This window comes from Spiroplasma chinense (assembly GCF_008086545.1).
GTDB lineage: Bacteria > Bacillota_I > Bacilli_A > Mycoplasmatales > Mycoplasmataceae > Spiroplasma_A > Spiroplasma_A chinense.
The window spans coordinates 176,333-194,370 of sequence record NZ_CP043026.1 but is presented as its reverse complement, the minus strand read 5'-3'; the positions used below and the strand labels follow the sequence as shown (position 1 = coordinate 194,370).

Here is an 18,038-nt window from a genome sequence, read left to right as displayed (position 1 = left end):
AAATACACTACCCTTCTTGAACTGCAAGGAGCAATCTTATCCTTTTAAGAATTTCTCAACTCGTAATAGAGGAAACAACATAAATTATTCAAACTATCCCTAAAACAGCTATTGGATATCATCATGTAAAAGCAAAGAACGGAACCACTAGCCCATTAGAAGCTAAACCAGAGGTTAACCCTCACATTGATAAAACCCCTACAATATAACCAAGTATAGTTGTAACCATAACAATAGGAATGTACATACCAACAAATACCGAAAGAATATAACTGTTTTTATAACCCAGCACTTTCATAACTGCAATTATTTTTTGGTACTTAACTATTACTAAGTTAACAATCAACATAATAATAATTATACAAAGAGCAATTATTCCAGAAACTATAAAAATAACTACAAGTGTAATGTTATCCATAACCCTTTTCTGTATTTTTTTTGCTTCAGATAATTGAATTATAGACTTCATGCTTGAAACTTGGTAACCAGTTAAACTTCTTCCTGAAATTTGACCTCCATTTAAACCAAAACTAGAAAAATCACCGTATTGTTGTGATACAGATAAACCTTTAGAAACATCATTAAATTCAGCTTCTTTTGAAGCTTTATAATTAAATATTGGATATTCATTTTCAAATAACTTCAATATTTTCTTGTTTTCTTCATTTTGATTTGCTCACTCTTTAAATTCTTTGAATTTTGAATAAATGTCTGATCCGTTAGCTTCATATTTTTTTGATTCAACTAGCTGTTTAAGTGAATTGATTGTTATCAAGTTATCGCCATCTGTATCAATTTTAGGATTACTTCATTCCTTCAAAAATATTTGAAATAAAAGGGCCTCTGATTCTGAATAACCAATGTCCGCTTTTATTGTTTCATTTTGTACTCAAGCCTTCGCATTTCCGTACTGTCTAGATATTCCGGAAATGTAATATGTGTTATTTATTTTATCTTTTTCTCTATATATTTCACCATTATTTACTAGTTCTGTCATATTTGTTGTGCTTGTCATAGTTTCAGAACCACTATCGATTTCGGTATTATAAATAAAACCATCACTTATAGACTTGTTTTTAAGTCCAGATTTAATAACATCAGTAGGTGAACTTGCATACATTTCTTGTTGATTACTAAAACCATTTTCAGAAGTTGCATTTAATTCAGAAACATCTCATGAATCAGTTTTAATAAACTCTCCATTTTTCATTAATTTTTCATTTATATAATCAAAGTTAATTTCATCCCCTACTTTTAGCTTCAGTCTTTTTGCTAATGTTTCATTAATTATTATATTTTTTTTATTTTCAAATAATCCATCAAGCAAATTATGTTTTGAATCTCTCAGTAAGTTTTGAGTTTTGTTATCTTCATTTATTCCATACACTTTAAATGAAACATTATCTGAATTGGCTTCAGAATATATACCCAAGTCATCTGTTTCTTTGGTGTATGGTATTACATTAAATAAGGCATTAAATTGTTTATCATCTTCGTTAAAGCTCTCCGCCATAATTTTTCTCATACTTTCAGGAGAGCTTGAATAAATTCCTTGCAAGAATCCTTGCTGAATATTATCTATAAAAAACGCCTTTATTCAATTATATATTTCAGAAGTATACCTAACAGTGAATGCATATCAACCACCAGCACTTAAATCATCAAAAAAACTTTTTTCATATGATCCATCACTATTAATTTTACCTGCATCATCCAATAAAATTGCATAGGGATGAGAAATCGGTCTCACTGCAGGCGTTATGTCATCTTTAGATATAAATTCTTCATTTGCACCATTAAGGTTGTTATTTCCGATAAAGTAATCAGGTCTTCTAACGTTTAAACCTATTGTTCTTCTGTATTTTAAATAGAACAACCTAAGATTTTCAACATCGTCGATTCTATCTTTAAGTTTTTGTTCATCATTTAAAATTGCTAAAAGCGTTTCTTTTTTTGAGTATTTATCAATATTAAAATTTTTATAATCACTTCAAACGCTTGAAATAATTGTTGATTTTAACACACTTTCATCGATTCCTTCAACTTTAGTTTCCAGATCTAAGTTTGTGTTTTGTAAAAATTCTTTATTTAAATTTTTATATAACAAGTTTGTCATTGTTATAACATCACTTTTCGGTTTATAAACATCTGCTGAAATATCATTGTTTAGATACATTTCTAATAAATCGTTAGCATAGTCGGTTGCTTCCAAACTAATATTGCTATTTGGGTTATAAGTTTTAAGGAATGTTGTTGGAGCATTAGCAAGAGGTGCTTCATACTCGATTTGATTATCATATTCATTATCAATAAACGAATACTTCATATAATTGGATAACATATTTGGAGCTATCACACCAATTGAAACAATTATAGATGACACTAACATTACCGATGTAATTGATATAAATTTTGATACAGAGGAAGCTAGTATTGCACCTTTAAATCTCGGGCTGAACTTCTTACTTCTTGTAAGCACTTTTTTAAGTGCTATATTAAATTTATTTGTTGTTGATGCATTTTCATAATTTATCATTTGCAAAGTTGTATACTTGTTAAATAAAATAGAATATGTTAACAACGTTATCAATAATAGTATCACAAATAAACCAAACACCATAGAAACTAAACCTATTCAAGAAAAGTCTAATGGTAGAAATTCAATCGTAAAGAATTTTTGATAAATTGAAACTATTATATTTTGAAAGGGTAGCGCAATTAGGTAACCACTTATTCCACCAATTACAGATATAAATACTGGATATAGACAGTTTGATATAATAAGTTCACTTCTCTTGTAACCCAGCGATATTAAAACACCATTTTGAGAAAAGGTCTTTTGAATCTGATTTTTCAACATTATCAATAGAATCCAAACCCCTATTAAAGCAATTACCACAGTAGAAATATACATAATTAATTTAAAGTAATTTGTTATGTAATCAAAAAGAGAAGTTCTAAAATAAAACTTATAGTCTTTATCATTGATGCTAAAGGCTATTTTACCATTACTTGTTGAATCGGGTGTAAAATTACTTCTCAAACCATATTCAGAACCTCTTGTAATATTTGTTAATATTTCATTTAATTGCTCAGTAGCACTATCAATATTCACTTTTTTATTAAACTTAATAGAATAATATACTTCTACGTCCTGTTTTGACATAGCTCTCAATGTTTCTTGTGACTGTGTTTCAGCATTTGTTACAAAAACTTTATAATTTCTTAACTCATTCGAATCTGTAATTGCCTCTTTCATAACATTTATTATTTCACCATCAAATGAAGTTGATAAATATTTTTTTTCTCACCCAAAATTTTTAGGATTCACAAAAACAAGACCTTCGTTTTGTTTGTTTGGTAATGGGGATGTTGTTGAAATTATAGGTGCAGAAAAATCAGCACTAGATCCAAACCCCACAACCTGAAATCAGTTCATAGAACTATACCTAGAAATAGGTAATCATGTATTAATGTCTTGCTTGCTGTATGAATCAATGTTTACTTCTCTTATTTCGCTATCTTTTACAAGGATGTTTGATCCATAAGAATCATCGTTTAATCGAATAATATCATTAACTTTGATGTTATTTTCATTTGCAAACGCTTCTGATAAATATACTCATCTTTTTGTCAGGTCATTTAAAGAATTAGCATATTCGTCTCACATTTCTAAAGGCATACCATATGAAACAACAAAAGAATCGACTTCTTTTTGAGAATCTAATGTTATTGCCTTAAAGGTTTTTCCGGAACTAAGGTTGAAATTCCTTGTTTCTGTTCTTGCAAGTCTGAATGACATATCACTATTTTTATTTTTTACACTATTTTTTAAATAATTAACAATTAACTCATTTCTTACACTTGCGTTTGTAATGGTTCTAAATTCGTCGTTTTCTATAAAATTATAACTAGAATCTTCTAGAGTTATAACAGCGTCATGTAAATTACTCTTTTGATTAAAACTCACACTACTGTTAGTAAGCCTCTGAGATGAAGAATCTGAAATTGTAAATACAAAAACAGACAAAAACATTAACAAGATTACCATTACTAATTGTAATTGGTTCTTGATAATGTTTTTAAACATATTTTTGAAAAACAGTTTTTGTTTATTCATTTTTTATTTTACGACTTCGAATTTGTAACCAGGTCCTGGTTCAATCATTCCAGGAAATGCACCGGGACCATCTTCACCTTCTTGTGCAGGTTTGTATTCGTCAGTTATTGCTGATCCAAGAAGCAACAATGCACTTGCATTTAAACCATAAATGTAATCTCCAGCTGGTAACATTTCTATTGTTGGTTTAGTTTCTGAAAAATGCAATACTGTGTATCTCATAAAAATATCAAAACTAACAGCATTCTTAAATTCGTCATTTAATTGGTTGTAAATTTCTTTTGAAATAGTTTCTTTATTTTTTGACTTATATGCGGTTTCAGATACCTTTATAGAATCTTCTTTTCAATAATTTTTAAATACCATTCTATTTTCTTCGGCAAGTTTGAATTGTAAACTAACATCTTTTGCATCATTTGAAATTAACCCTGAAAGCAGAGCATTTGAATTTTCATCATTATTTCATGAAAGATTGATTTTTGCTCCATCCATAAATAAGTTATTTTCAACTTCTTTTGTGGCTCCAGCTACAATAGCAAAAGCAGTTCCCATTTCAGCTATGTCAGCAGCTAGGTATTTGAATAATGGGTTTCTATCCCCTAAGTTTTGGAATAAATAAATATAACTTACAAGTGTGTTTGACCCTATATTTTCATTTGTTCCATCAAAATATTCTTCTTTTTTATCTCAAATTTGTTTAGGAAGAAAAATAGTACCTAAATCTGTATTTCTAAATAAGGTTTCAGATTTTATGTCTTGATTTATTACAAATGATACTGACTCTCCTTTTAATAAATCTTGATTTAAAGATTTAACTGTAACTTGTAAACTTCCGTTTATTTCTTGAACATCGCTAACTTCAACGTCTTTTTCACTTAAAAAAGTTCCATTCATTCTACCAATTGAATCAATAATAGTTTTCTTTGAAATATCTTCTTTTGTAAGATCTCCAACTTTAGTAGTAATATCCACTTCTCCAGCTTCATCAATTTTACCAGCTAAAATATTGGTTACTAATTCAGTGTTTTGAGTTGAAAACTCAATTGGTTTTATAGTAAATTTCACATCAAATGCAGCCTCTGCACTTGAAGGGGCTTGACCTTTTTTATAAACAATTTTTGCACTTGTTGAGTCATAACTGAATACTTCTAATTTTGAAATATCTAGTTTTGAGTTTTTAGCCTTTATAGCAGCTAGGATAGTTGGTGTGTAAATATTGTCGATTTGCCCAAGATTTAGTGAGTCTCCACTAGTTTCTCCACCTTTATCTGCAGGTGTTGTACCACAAGCCACAACTGTAGCTCCTGTTGAAGCGATTGTTGATAACGCTCCTAAAATTCCAAGTAATTTTTTCATTTTCTTTTTTCTCCTGTTTTTTCGTTGTTATTAAATTTATTAGTATTTTATTGTGATTTAAATACTATTTATATTGATATTATTTTTGTATTTTGTTGTTGTGTATAATTTGTTTAATATGAGTGTGTTTAATATATTTTTAAGTGTTGTTAAATATTTTTTAAATTTTCAGTTGTTGTCTTTCATTTATTCATTCAATATTATAAAAAATTCGGAGGAACAGTTCCTTTTTTAAGATCACTTCAGTATTCTGCTTTTGTACAATTTATTTCCAATTCAACAGTAGCTCCTCTTGAAACCAATATGTTTCTTGTAGAGTTATTCTGAATATCATGTTTTGTTTCAAAACAAAAATCGATAACTTCTAAGAAATCAGTTTGAGCAATTATTTCATGAAGACCATAATTTATTTGTTCACATACTTCATCAAATTTACTTTTTTTGAACTTGTAAGTATAAATTATTAATAAAAAGAAACATATGAATGCAAATGTGATAAAAACTGATGCTAAAGCTATTACAGAAACAAACAACTCTTCAGCTTCTTTCATTTCAGCTTCATTAAACATTTTTAAAATTGAAGCAACTACAAACGGTACAAAAAAAGCTAAAGTTAGGATTAATTCACTTAAAACATTTTTTCTAAATTGTAGTTTTTTACTATAATTTACAGTAATTAAACTAAATTCCATTTCAAACATTAGTCTACTAAATAAAACCATTAAAAAAGTTAAAGTAAACACCATAAATATTAATTCCACTAATGGCGAAAAAGCCAAATCTAAAAGATGTGGGTATGTAACTATATTTGAAGCTTTAACAGAAACAAATATTAAGTGAATTAATAATATTGCTATTAAAGAAGATGTAAATATCGCTTTAAAACTTACTTTACTTTTCACTATAGTTACCCCCAAATGTCTTTCTTATAATAAGGGAATAACTCTTAAAAATCAAGTCTATTAATATTGCAATTTTATGGCTATTATTTTTTTTCCCCATTAACATTGATTTAAAGAGGTATAAAAATTATTTTAAAATATAAAAATAATTTTCATTTTAAAAAACTTGCCTAGGAAAAGCAAGTTTTTTAGATCTTAAGTTTAGGTTTAATGATTTTTTTATGTATTTTGAGTGTGTGTATTTTTGTTATGTGTGTATTAATAAAGTATTTTTATCAAAATTATTGTGTGTATTTTTTATTATAAGTTGAAAATCTTATTTAAAGTTTAATTGAGTATGTAAATAACCTTCAAAGGGATTAGATTTAAAGGATATTTTATAATATGGCACCTAAACAAAAGTTAAATTAAAACTTCTGGTGGTACATTTGCCTTTTTAAATGTTTTTCAATATTCAAAATTAATTAAACTAACAGCTTCTTCAATAATTACGTTTTTTGTCATCATATACACTGTTGTAAATTCTTCAAATGATTCTTCGATTTCTTTTTCATCTGAAATTGAGAAATCAAAATTTACTAATTCTTCATAAATACTTGTAAATCTCATTACAAAGTAACTATCATCACACAACTTAAATTTACCTTTTAAAGAAATGTAGTATACTGTAGCAATTAAACCTAAAACCATTAAAAGGTTTAATGATAAAAATAAAACTACAACAGAAACATAAAAATCTTGATACTGCATTTGTTGTGACACTTTAACAACACTTAAGAAATAAATAGTTACAATTGGTACAAATAACATAAAAACAGTTAAAAGTTCACTAATTATTTGTCCTTCAATTATGATCTTTCTATTATTAGCATCTTTAACATCGCTTATTTTTACGATTTTTAATAAACGCTTAAATTTTAATAGTAAATATGCAAAGACTATAGCAAAAAATCCAACTCAAATAGCTGGTGTAACAATAAATACCATATAATTTGGAATTCTTAAAAGAGTTGCCAAACCTATTGAGTTAATTACTGTATTTGTAAAAAACAAACAAATCAATAATGGTATAAATTTATCTCTAATTTTAAACTTTTTTAATCAATTCATATTTACTCCCTTTAATCTAATTTTAAGTTATTAAAAACAAATTGCAACCAATATGTGTTTAAATTTAATAGTTTTTAAATTTTGAAAACCTTTTTACAAAAAAAGAAACCTGATATCATAAGATATTTTAGGTCTCTTTAAGGTTGTCTGTTTTGCTTGTTAAGTCCATGTATTATTATAAATAGTTTTCTTTTTTATATAGCCTGCTAAGATTTGTTCGCAAAAAAACTATTGTTTTGGTGGATTATTTTTCTTTTCAACGACCAAAAGTTCTTGGGTTATATTTCAGTTTACTTTTTCTTCAATTATCTTATTTTTTCCACACATATAGACAGTAAGCGCATTATTATGAACAATTTCAATAATTTTCAATCTTCAACTTCTAACTCTGAAAATAATAGTTCTTAAATAATTGTTCATTATTTGTCCTACCATGTGCTTATTTTCAGAGTTTAAATTAATATTTGCTCAATTGAAATTTATATGAATTGTTGTCATTAAAGCAATTATTCAAATACATCCAGAAACTATAAGCATTCCAAGTCCTGTGCCTCAAGTGGCAGATTTTGGAGAAACATTAGCTGAGTTAACGTTTGTAAACCCCAACAAGATCAACATAGTTGATGATAGAACCAATATTTTAAAAATGTGTACCAATCTTTTGGCAGCAGTTATTAAACTTAAATTGTAGCTTAATTTTTCTTTCAAACCTTTTTTATATTCAAAGAATGTAATAGTTATTAAAATGAATGTGGTTAAAATAAATGCAAAACCTATACAAAACCTTACAAAGCCAAGTAAATTGCAAAACATAACACTAAAATAAAATCTAGATAAAATCTCAATTATTGAAAAAATTATAATTATAGTTGCCATTACACTGTATAGAACAGGAGGCGTTTTCAATTTCTTACAAATCATAATTACCTCCGTAATAATAATATTTTATTTTATTCTCATTTTTTTTCAACTTAAACAGGCAAAATAAAACAATTATCTATTTTGATCCTGATTTAATTTTGTTTAACAATTCTAAAAATTTAGAATTCCCTCTAACATACGGGGTACATATTTGATTTATAAACCCATCTCTATCTCCCGAAATTATCAGTTTTTGTCTAGCTCTTGTTATTGCAGTATAAACCATTCTTTTTGAATGAAAGTTGCTTCTTTTTTCATGTCCTTGAGAAGGACAATACATTATCGTTTCAAATTCAGCACCTTGTAATTTATGAGTAGTCAATGCATAAGCACTTTGTAGAGAAACTTTACATTTATTTTGATGATTTAAATAAACTTTTTGGTCTTTTTTTAATATTCCAAAAAACTTTTTATTCGAAAAATTAAAATCAAACTCTGCAATAGCATTATTATTATCACCAATAATTGGACCCACTTTTTCAACTATTCCAATTTGCCCATTTGTTAATTCAAAAGAAAGCTTGCTTATAAATTTACTAACGTTATTGGTTAGTAATATTCTGCTTTCTTTTCCAAAAGCGCTGTTTTCAATTCTTTCTTTCACTATTCTATTTTCTAAATAAAAATTCAACGCTTTTGTTGAAAATAAAGCATCGGTTTCAACTTCATTAACATTAGCCACTATTTGAAATAACTTTTCATCAGGATTTTTTCAATTATCTTCTTTTATGTATTCTAACTCACATCTATTTATAACCTCTAAGTAATTTGTTGGATAGAAAAACTCAACTTCTTCTGGGTTTAAATCTGATAAAAATTGAACAACTTCTTCTTTTGTTTTTTTACTTTCATCTAAAATATAGTTTGCTAACCTTAATATGTCACTGTTATTATTTTGTCTATTATTGATTTTTAAAACTGTAGTTTTAAAAATTTTTGACTCTATAAGGTCTTCAAAAACATTACCAGCACCAATTGCTGGTAATTGATTCTTATCACCTATTATCACTAATCTTACAAAATTGTTTCCTATTGCTTCGAATAAATATTGATACATTCTAACATCTATCATCGACGCTTCATCAATGATATACAATTTGTAATTTAAATAACCTTCCCCTTTTAAAACTTTTGGTTTTAAACCTTTTCAATCAAGTAACTTATGAATTGTATTAAAATCAGTTTTTGATTTAACTAGATAATCTTCCACTCTATCCGAAATGTTATTTTTGGCCATTGCAGAAAAAGCGCTTACTGACATTTTTTCTCTTGGATATTCAAAATTAAAAATGTCTAAAATTGTTTTTATTAATTCTGTTTTACCTGTTCCAGCTCCACCACTAATTATTGAAATCCTATTTTTTAAAAAATTATCAATAGCTTCAATTTGCTCATCATTAAATTTTTTAGTAAAAAGTTCTTCATAATCTTTAGCAGATTTAGAGTCCAAATAATCGTTATAATACCCTTCTTGTTCTTTATAGATCTTTATTCTATTAACAAGTTTGCTTTCATATCCAAAATATAATTTTGAATAACAATTAAATTCATCATCTATATACAACAGATCTTTTTCAATAATTTGTTCAATTACCTCATCAAACTTTTCCATAGGGAAAGTTTTTAAATATAAGTCTAAAAATTGTTCTCTGCTTAAAAAAACGTGTCCCAATGATTCACACTCATTTATTAATTGTGATGTTAATATAATTGCTATGATAACAGGTTCTTCTACTTCGAAACCTATTGCTTGTAATAGGTTTGAAATGTCATCACTTAATCCTTCTCAAAAAAGAAACATTGTTTGTTTTTTAAGAAAATCTATCACTGTTTGTAAATAAAAGTCTTTTTCTTCAAAACTTCTACTTGCATTTTCAATAACAGGAAACATCTCATAAAGTAATTTAAGATCTATATTTTTATTTTGCAAATAAATTAAATTTTCAACCAAAGTTTTTGAATAAGTGTGTTTAATTTTATTTTTCATCAACCAAACCAAAAAACTTTCATTGCTTTTACTTTTATCATATTCCATTTTATATGAGTCCATAAAATCAAACAGACTTTCAAACTTTTTATTATAAGTTACGCATTCCAAAAACGAGTTTAACTTAGCATCTTCAAATTCACTCTCTTGTGTTACTGATTTTATTTCTTTACCTTCTTTGTTTTGTTCAATACTAAACACTACAAATTCGTTTGCTATAGTTTTTAAATATTCTAAATGGTTTGAAAAATAATTTTTATCACAAGAAACTCACTCTTTTTGTTTTTGACCTTCAAAAACACAGCCCAATTCTCATTTAGCTTCATTTAAATTTTCTAATTTTCCTTTTACAATTTTTTTCATGTCTTATTCCTTTTACTTAATAATAGAGAAATCGAATAACTAATGCAATATAGTTAATAAAAAGTTTTAGCAATATACTTTACCAAACTATAAAAAAAATTCCTAGTCTTTTAGTTCAAAAAAAATTTCAATTTTTTGGCAAAATAAGCCGTAAATTTGTGATCATTAAAGTTATTTAACAGCAACTTTTGCAACAAGCATTGATAAATCTAACTTGTAAGAAAAATAAAATTGAAATTTATTTTTGAATTAATTTTAATCTTCATAAATCATTGAAATTGTTTTTTTGTAATGTAGTATAAAACTACAACTTAGAGTGACGAAAAAAAGAAAGTATAATTTAAAACTATATAACCAAACAAACAATATAACATGTCTATCTTTTTTTGACTCTCAGTTTTAAATTTTAAAGATAGGAGAAAAAACAATAATGGCAACAAACGACAATAAATATTACAAAGAATCTGTTTCACCAATAGAATATGCAAAAAATAATTTCAAGGGCAAAATGCGTTCAGTAAACTGAAATGTTTTAAATGATGAAAAAGATTTAGAAGTTTGAAATAGAGTAGTACAAAACTTTTGGCTACCAGAAAAAATACCCGTTTCAAATGATATTACATCTTGAAAAACATTAGATGAAAAATGACAACAACTAATTACACGTACTTTTACAGGACTTACTTTACTAGATACTATACAAGCTACTGTTGGGGATGTAGCTCAAGTTGAACATTCACTTACAGATCACGAACAAGTTATTTACACTAACTTCGCTTTCATGGTTGCAGTTCATGCAAGAAGTTATGGAACAATTTTTTCAACTCTTTGTTCAAGCGAACAAATAGAAGAAGCACATGAGTGAGTAATTAACTCTGAATCTTTACAAGAAAGAGCACAAATATTAATTCCTTACTACAAAGGAGACGATCCTTTAAAATCAAAAGTTGCAGCAGCACTTATGCCAGGATTTTTATTATATGGTGGTTTCTACTTACCATTTTATTTATCTGCAAGAGCTAAAATGCCTAACACTTCAGACATCATAAGATTAATTCTAAGAGATAAAGTTATACATAATTATTACAGTGGTTACAAATACCAAAGAAAAGTTGAAAAACTTTCAAAGGAAAAACAAATTGAAATGAAAGAATTTGTTTTTGACTTACTTTATAAACTTATTGATTTAGAAAAAAAATATCTATATGAACTTTATGAGGGATTTGATATTGCAGAAGATGCAATTCGCTTCAGTTTATATAATGCAGGAAAGTTTTTACAAAACTTGGGATACGATTCACCTTTCAGTGAAGAAGAAACTAGAATTGAACCAGAAATATTTACACAATTATCTGCAAGAGCAGATGAGAATCATGACTTTTTCTCAGGAAATGGTTCTTCATACATCATGGGTGTAAGTGAAGAAACTGAAGATGAGGATTGAGACTTTTAATGCACGATAACGTTAAGCTAGTTTCAAAAGAAAATTTTTCAAAACCGACTGGAGAAAAATATGTTGTATATTTTTCTTCCTTTTCAAACAACACTCATCGTTTTGTAGAAAAACTTGGAGTAGATAATTGTAGAATACCAATTAACTTAAAAGAAGAAATCGAACTTAATAGAGATTTCATTTTAATTACCCCTACTTATGCAGGGGGTGGTACTGATACTAAAGGTGCCGTTCCAAGACAAGTAATAAATTTTTTAAACAAAAAAGAAAATAGAGATCATTGCAAAGGTGTTGTGGCTTCAGGTAACACAAACTTTGGAGACACTTTTGCTATTGCAGGTCCTATAATTTCAAAAAAATTAAATGTACCTTTACTATATCAGTTTGAACTTTTAGGAACCAAACATGATGTAGAAACTTTAAATGAAATAATAGAAAATTTTTGAGGAGGAAAAAATAATGAGTAAAACAAATAAACTTTTTGGTAACGAAAGTGATGAGTACATTGCTTTAAATGCAAAAAGTAAAATGTTAGAAAAAGGTGGTGACAATTTTAAATATGATATTGATGCAGCTATTTCATATTTAGAAAATCATATTAAACCAAACACTATGACTTTTAATTCTGTTAAAGAAAGAATTGATTACCTAGTGGAAAATCAATACTACGAAAAAGAAGTTATCGAAAGATACACAATTCAACAAATAGAAGAATTAACAAACTATGCTTATTCATTTAAAAGACAATGACCAAGTTTTATGGGTGCGTTAAAATTTTATACAGCGTATGGTTTAAAGTCTTTTGATAATAAATTTTATTTAGAAGATTATGAACAAAGAGCAATTATGAATGCATTGTTTTTAGCTGGATCAGATTTTAATGAAGCTAAAAATATTTTAAAAGAAATAATGCTTGGTAGATTCCAACCTGCAACTCCAACATTTTTAAATGCTGGTAAAAAACAAAGAGGAGAATATATTTCTTGTTATCTTTTAAGGGTTGAAGATAACATGGAATCAATCGGAAGAGCTGTAACAACTTCTCTTCAACTTTCTAAACGTGGAGGAGGAGTTGCTCTTTCTCTTACTAACATACGTGAGTTTGGAGCTCCAATAAAAAACATTCAAAACCAAGCAACTGGAGTTGTACCTATTATGAAAATCTTAGAAGACTCATTTTCATATGCAAACCAACTTGGACAACGACAAGGAGCTGGTGCTGTTTACTTAAATGCACATCACCCAGACATTATGACTTTCCTTGATACCAAAAGAGAAAATGCTGATGAAAAAATAAGAATAAAATCTTTATCTTTAGGAATCGTAGTACCCGATATTACTTTCCAACTAGCTAAAGAAAATAAAGAGATGGCTTTATTCAGTCCTTACGATGTTCAAAGAGAATACAAAAAAGCTTTATCTGATATTTCAATTACTAAAGAATATGAAAATCTTTTAGCAAATCCAAATATTAAAAAAACTTTTATAAGTGCAAGAAAACTTTTTCAAACAATTGCTGAATTACATTTTGAAAGTGGTTATCCATATTTATTATTTGATGATACTGTTAACAATAGAAATGCACACAGCAACGTTGGAAGAATAGTTATGAGTAACTTGTGTAGCGAAATAGTTCAAGTTAGCACAGCAAGTGAATTTGATGAGGACTTAAGTTTCACAAAAACAGGTGAAGATATTTGTTGTAACTTAGGAAGTGTTAACATTGCAAAAATGATGGAAGCTGGAGAAGAGTTTGGACAAGCAATTGAGTATTCAATTAAATCTCTTGATCATGTTTCAAGAAATAGTAATATCTCAAGTGCACCTTCAATAAAAAAAGGAAATGAAAATAATCACGCAGTTGGTCTTGGTGCTATGAACCTACACGGTTTCTTAGCAACAAATGAAATTTATTATAATTCACAAGAAGCAATTGACTTTACAAATATTTTCTTTTATACAATGGCTTATCATTCATTTAAAGCTTCAAATAAATTATCACAAAAATTTGGAACGTTTAAAAATTTTAAAGAATCTAAATTTGCAGATGGAAGTTACTTTGAAAAATATACTAACTGTGAAGAAAACAAATGAACACCACAACTTGATAAAGTAAAAAAACTTTTTGAACAATATAAAGTAAACATACCAACAAGAAGTGATTGAATAGAATTAGTAAACGAAATTAAAAGTACTGGTCTTGCAAACTCACACTTACTTGCAGTTGCACCAACTGGTTCAATAAGTTACCTTTCAAGTTGTACTCCAAGTTTACAACCTGTTGTTTCACCAGTTGAAGTGAGAAAAGAAGGTAAGCTTGGAAGAATTTATGTACCAGCTTATAAAATTAATTTTGATAACATGGGTTACTATGCTTTAGGTGCATACGAAGTTGGACCAGATCCAATTATTGATATAGTAGCTGCAGCTCAACAACATGTTGATCAAGCAATTTCATTAACATTATTTATGACAGATACAGCAACAACTAGAGATTTAAACAAAGCGTACATTAGAGCATTTTCAAAAGGATGTGCTTCAATTTATTACGTAAGAATCCGTCAAGAGGTTCTAGAAAATAGTGAAAACCTAGATTGTGAAGCTTGTGTTATATAAAAAAGTTCTGAGTAATACTCAGAACTTTTTTATATGTTTTCTTTAATTTTTTCTAAAATAATTTTATTTGCGACATCTGGATTAACATTACCTCCAGTTGTTTTCATTAATTGACCCATTAAAGTTTTTTCAACTCTTTCTGGTCTTTGTTCATATTGTTCTTTTATTAAATCAATATTTTGTTTTACAATTGGTTCTAAAAACTCTTCAATAACTTTTGGATCACTAATTAGTTTTAAATTGTTTTCTTCAATAATATCTAATATTTTTTTATCAGATTCAAATGCTATAGGTAATAAAGTTTTTACATGTTTTGTAGAAATAACACCTTGATCTAGTAATGAAATAATTTCAACTATGTCTTCTGGTTTTAAATTTGATTTATCTATAGAAATGTTTTCTTTGTTTAATAATTGTTTAACATCTCCAGTTAAATAATTTAAAACTTTTCTTGGTTCTGCACCAAGTGATACAGCTTGTTCAAAGAAGTTTGTTAATTCTAAACTTGCAAGAATATAAGAAATTTCTTCTTCTTCAAATTTATATTCTGAAGAATATCTTTCTTTTTTTACAACTGGAAGTTCTGGTGAATTATTAATCACATCTTGAATTCATTCTTCACTTAATTTGATTGGAACAATATTTGGTTCTCTGAAGTATTTATAATCAATAGCATCAGATTTAGTTCTCATTAAAACAGTTTCTTGTTTTGTTTCATCAAATCTTCTAGTTTCTTGTTGAACCTCATTTCCAGATAAAACAATTTCAGTTTGTCTTTTAATTTCAAACTCAATAGATTTTTTTACATTGTTCAATGAGTTCAAGTTTTTAACTTCAACTTTTGGACCAAAACCATTATAACCATATGGTCTTATTGAAATGTTAACATCACAACGCAATGAACCTTCGTTCATTTTTACATCACTAACACCAAGGAATAATAAAATTTCTCTCAAGTTGTTTACATAACCAACAGCTTCTTCTGCACTTCTTATTACAGGTTTTGAAACTATTTCTACAAGACCCACTCCACTTCTGTTGTAATCAATAAAAGTTAATTCTTCTTTATGATTTTGTTTTGCAGTGTCTTCTTCGATATGTAATCTTTCAATTTCTATTTTCTTAACAGTTCCATTATCAAGTTTAACTTCAATATACCCATCACTTCCAATTGGATGGAACTGTTGTGTAATTTGAAATCCTTTTACTAAGTCAGGATAGAAATAATTTTTTCTATCAAATCTTAACAATGAATCTATTTTTAAATTCAATCCATTACATGCAAGTATTGCAAGTCTTACCCCTTCTTTGTTAACTGTTGGTAAGAATCCTGGATAACCTAAATCTTCATCTGAAATTTGAGTATTTGGTTCCAACCCATAAGAAACTGGAGCTGGTGAAAACATTTTTGATTTAGTTTTTAATTCGACGTGATTTTCAATTCCAATCACTACTTCAAAATTATTCATTGAAATCCCCACTTTCTTTTATGACTTTAGAAATTAAATCTTCTAAATATTTAGATGCTTGTAACAATTTTAAATCCTCTTTTGGTTTTGCATTTAAATTAATTCCTATTGGTAAGTTATTATGTTTTACAAACGGCAATGTGATTGAAGGCATACCATTCATATTTGCAAGTACTAATAGGTCTTCTAAAAATATTGCTTCATTGTCATCTCTATCTTCAATTTCAACACCATAAATTTCTTTGACTAGTGGTGCTATTTTTAATGAAGCTGGCATAATTAAAACATCAACTTGTTCAAACATTTTATTTAATTCTTCAATAATAAGTCTTCTAACTTTTTTTGATTTTGCTAAAAGTCTTTCTTGATTTTCTTGTTTTAATTGATAACTTCCAATAACCATTCTTTTTTTAACAGTGGCTCCAAAATTTTTGGCTCTTGATTTTCTCATTGTGTCAATGTAATCAACACCTTCGACTCTGTTACCAAAGTTAATTCCGTCTAAATTTGCGTGAGTAGAAACAGCTTCTGCAAAAGAGATCATCATATAAACCGCAGGTAGCGCATCTAATAAATCTTTTCTGAACTCTAAGTTTATTACTTCATTTCCATCTTGTTTTATTTTTTCAGCAATCTTAACATAGTCATCATGAATTTTACCAGTCATATGTTTTTCGACAACTTCTAAAAATCCAAATTTAAACTTTTTGTTTTCATTTAAATTTTTATAGAACTCATGTTTATTTTCAATTGATGTAAAATCTTTTTTATCATATCCAAAAGTTGCGTCACAAACTATTGCCATATCTTCAACGTTTCTTGTAAAGAAACCAACATGATCTAAACTTGGAGCATAAGGAATAACACCAAATCTAGATATACTTCCATAAGTTGGTTTGAATCCTACTATACCATTAAAACTTGCAGGTTTTCTAATTGAGTCACCAGTGTCTGTTCCAGTTGCAAACGGTACTAAACCTTTTGCAACAGCATAAGCACTACCACTTGAACTTCCACCAACAATTCTTTCATTGTCAAATGGATTTCTAACTTCTCCATTGAAACCAAATAATCCAGTTCCACCCATTCCAAGTTCATCCAAAGTTGATTTACCCAAAAGAACTGTTTTACTTTCTTTTAGTTTTTCTGTAATTGTTGCATCGGTTGCAGGAAAATAATTTGATAAAATTTTTGTTCCAGCTGTTGTTTTAATTCCTTTTGTAGAAATATTATCTTTAGTTACATAAGGAATCCCAGAAAGTAAATTTGTTTCATCAAACTCTTGATCTAAGTTTTCGATTTGTTCTTCATCAATTAAAGTTACTAAAAAATTACTATCCAAATTTTCTTGAAGGTTTTTGTAAACTGATTTTGCAAGTTCTTTAATTGTTAATTCCTTATTTTTTAATTTATTGTGTAATTCAACAATACTTAAATTTGTAAATTCCATTATTTAACCACCTTCTCAATTACAACATAACCATCTTCAGATTTTGGAGCGTTTCTTAACATTTCTTCTTTAGTAATTTTTCTTGAATCATTATCTTCTCTTAGGTATGTATTAAAGTCATCGAAACAATAATAACTTTCTTGAACATTATCTGTATTAATTGAAAATACTTTTTCAAATTTATTTAAAATATCATTTTCAACTTTTAAAATTTCATTGGCCTCTTCATCTGTTAACTCTAACATAATGTCGTCTGCTAATTCTAAAACTAATTCTTTATTAATTTTCATT

At 27.5% G+C, this 18,038-nt stretch carries 12 protein-coding genes; 3 read left to right on the top strand and 9 right to left on the bottom strand.

Translation table 4 applies throughout. The features are described 5' to 3' along the window. Positions 1-7: 7 nt before the first annotated feature. The 6 genes from SCHIN_RS00885 to SCHIN_RS00860 form a co-directional block, all read right to left on the bottom strand. Positions 8-4,120, bottom strand: coding sequence for an ABC transporter permease (locus tag SCHIN_RS00885; RefSeq protein ID WP_166507766.1), 4,113 nt, complete (start codon positions 4,118-4,120; stop codon positions 8-10). A gap of 3 nt (positions 4,121-4,123) precedes the next feature. Next, complete coding sequence (locus tag SCHIN_RS00880) at positions 4,124-5,476, bottom strand: lipoprotein (RefSeq protein WP_166507765.1); 1,353 nt, start codon at positions 5,474-5,476, stop codon at positions 4,124-4,126. Between the two features lie 200 nt (positions 5,477-5,676). After that, the gene (locus SCHIN_RS00875) at positions 5,677-6,378 is read right to left on the bottom strand and encodes a hypothetical protein (protein ID WP_166507764.1); all 702 of its coding nucleotides are present in this window, start codon (positions 6,376-6,378) and stop codon (positions 5,677-5,679) included. A 402-nt stretch (positions 6,379-6,780) separates the two neighbouring features. Next, a complete protein-coding gene (locus SCHIN_RS00870) occupies positions 6,781-7,488 on the bottom strand; it encodes a hypothetical protein (RefSeq protein WP_166507763.1) in 708 nt (235 codons plus the stop codon). A 228-nt stretch (positions 7,489-7,716) separates the two neighbouring features. Next, positions 7,717-8,409, bottom strand: a complete 693-nt coding sequence (locus SCHIN_RS00865; protein ID WP_166507762.1) for a hypothetical protein — start codon at positions 8,407-8,409, stop codon at positions 7,717-7,719. Positions 8,410-8,485: 76 nt separating this feature from the next. Next, on the bottom strand, positions 8,486-10,759 hold the full coding sequence (locus SCHIN_RS00860; protein WP_166507761.1) for an ATP-dependent DNA helicase: 2,274 nt from the start codon (positions 10,757-10,759) through the stop codon (positions 8,486-8,488). A 430-nt stretch (positions 10,760-11,189) separates the two neighbouring features. On the opposite strand from SCHIN_RS00860, the gene nrdF reads away from it, so the two are divergent. From nrdF to nrdE, 3 genes are read left to right on the top strand one after another with little or no spacing between them, the layout of a single operon-like run. Further along, a complete protein-coding gene (gene nrdF, locus SCHIN_RS00855) occupies positions 11,190-12,212 on the top strand; it encodes a class 1b ribonucleoside-diphosphate reductase subunit beta (RefSeq protein WP_166507760.1) in 1,023 nt (340 codons plus the stop codon). After that, a complete protein-coding gene (gene nrdI / locus SCHIN_RS00850; RefSeq protein WP_166507759.1) occupies positions 12,212-12,679 on the top strand; it encodes a class Ib ribonucleoside-diphosphate reductase assembly flavoprotein NrdI in 468 nt (155 codons plus the stop codon). The genes nrdF and nrdI overlap by 1 nt, the downstream gene beginning before the upstream one ends. After that, the gene (gene nrdE / locus SCHIN_RS00845; RefSeq protein ID WP_166507758.1) at positions 12,672-14,828 is read left to right on the top strand and encodes a class 1b ribonucleoside-diphosphate reductase subunit alpha; all 2,157 of its coding nucleotides are present in this window, start codon (positions 12,672-12,674) and stop codon (positions 14,826-14,828) included. Before nrdI ends, nrdE begins: the two co-directional genes overlap by 8 nt. 29 nt (positions 14,829-14,857) lie before the next feature. On the opposite strand, the gene gatB is transcribed toward nrdE, so the two are convergent. From gatB to gatC, 3 genes are read right to left on the bottom strand one after another with little or no spacing between them, the layout of a single operon-like run. After that, the gene (gatB, locus tag SCHIN_RS00840; RefSeq protein ID WP_166507757.1) at positions 14,858-16,297 is read right to left on the bottom strand and encodes an Asp-tRNA(Asn)/Glu-tRNA(Gln) amidotransferase subunit GatB; all 1,440 of its coding nucleotides are present in this window, start codon (positions 16,295-16,297) and stop codon (positions 14,858-14,860) included. Continuing rightward, on the bottom strand, positions 16,290-17,747 hold the full coding sequence (locus SCHIN_RS00835) for an amidase family protein (protein ID WP_166507756.1): 1,458 nt from the start codon (positions 17,745-17,747) through the stop codon (positions 16,290-16,292). The genes gatB and SCHIN_RS00835 overlap by 8 nt, the downstream gene beginning before the upstream one ends. Continuing rightward, complete coding sequence (gene gatC, locus SCHIN_RS00830; protein ID WP_166507755.1) at positions 17,747-18,037, bottom strand: Asp-tRNA(Asn)/Glu-tRNA(Gln) amidotransferase subunit GatC; 291 nt, start codon at positions 18,035-18,037, stop codon at positions 17,747-17,749. The genes SCHIN_RS00835 and gatC overlap by 1 nt, the downstream gene beginning before the upstream one ends. Position 18,038: the final 1 nt, after the last annotated feature.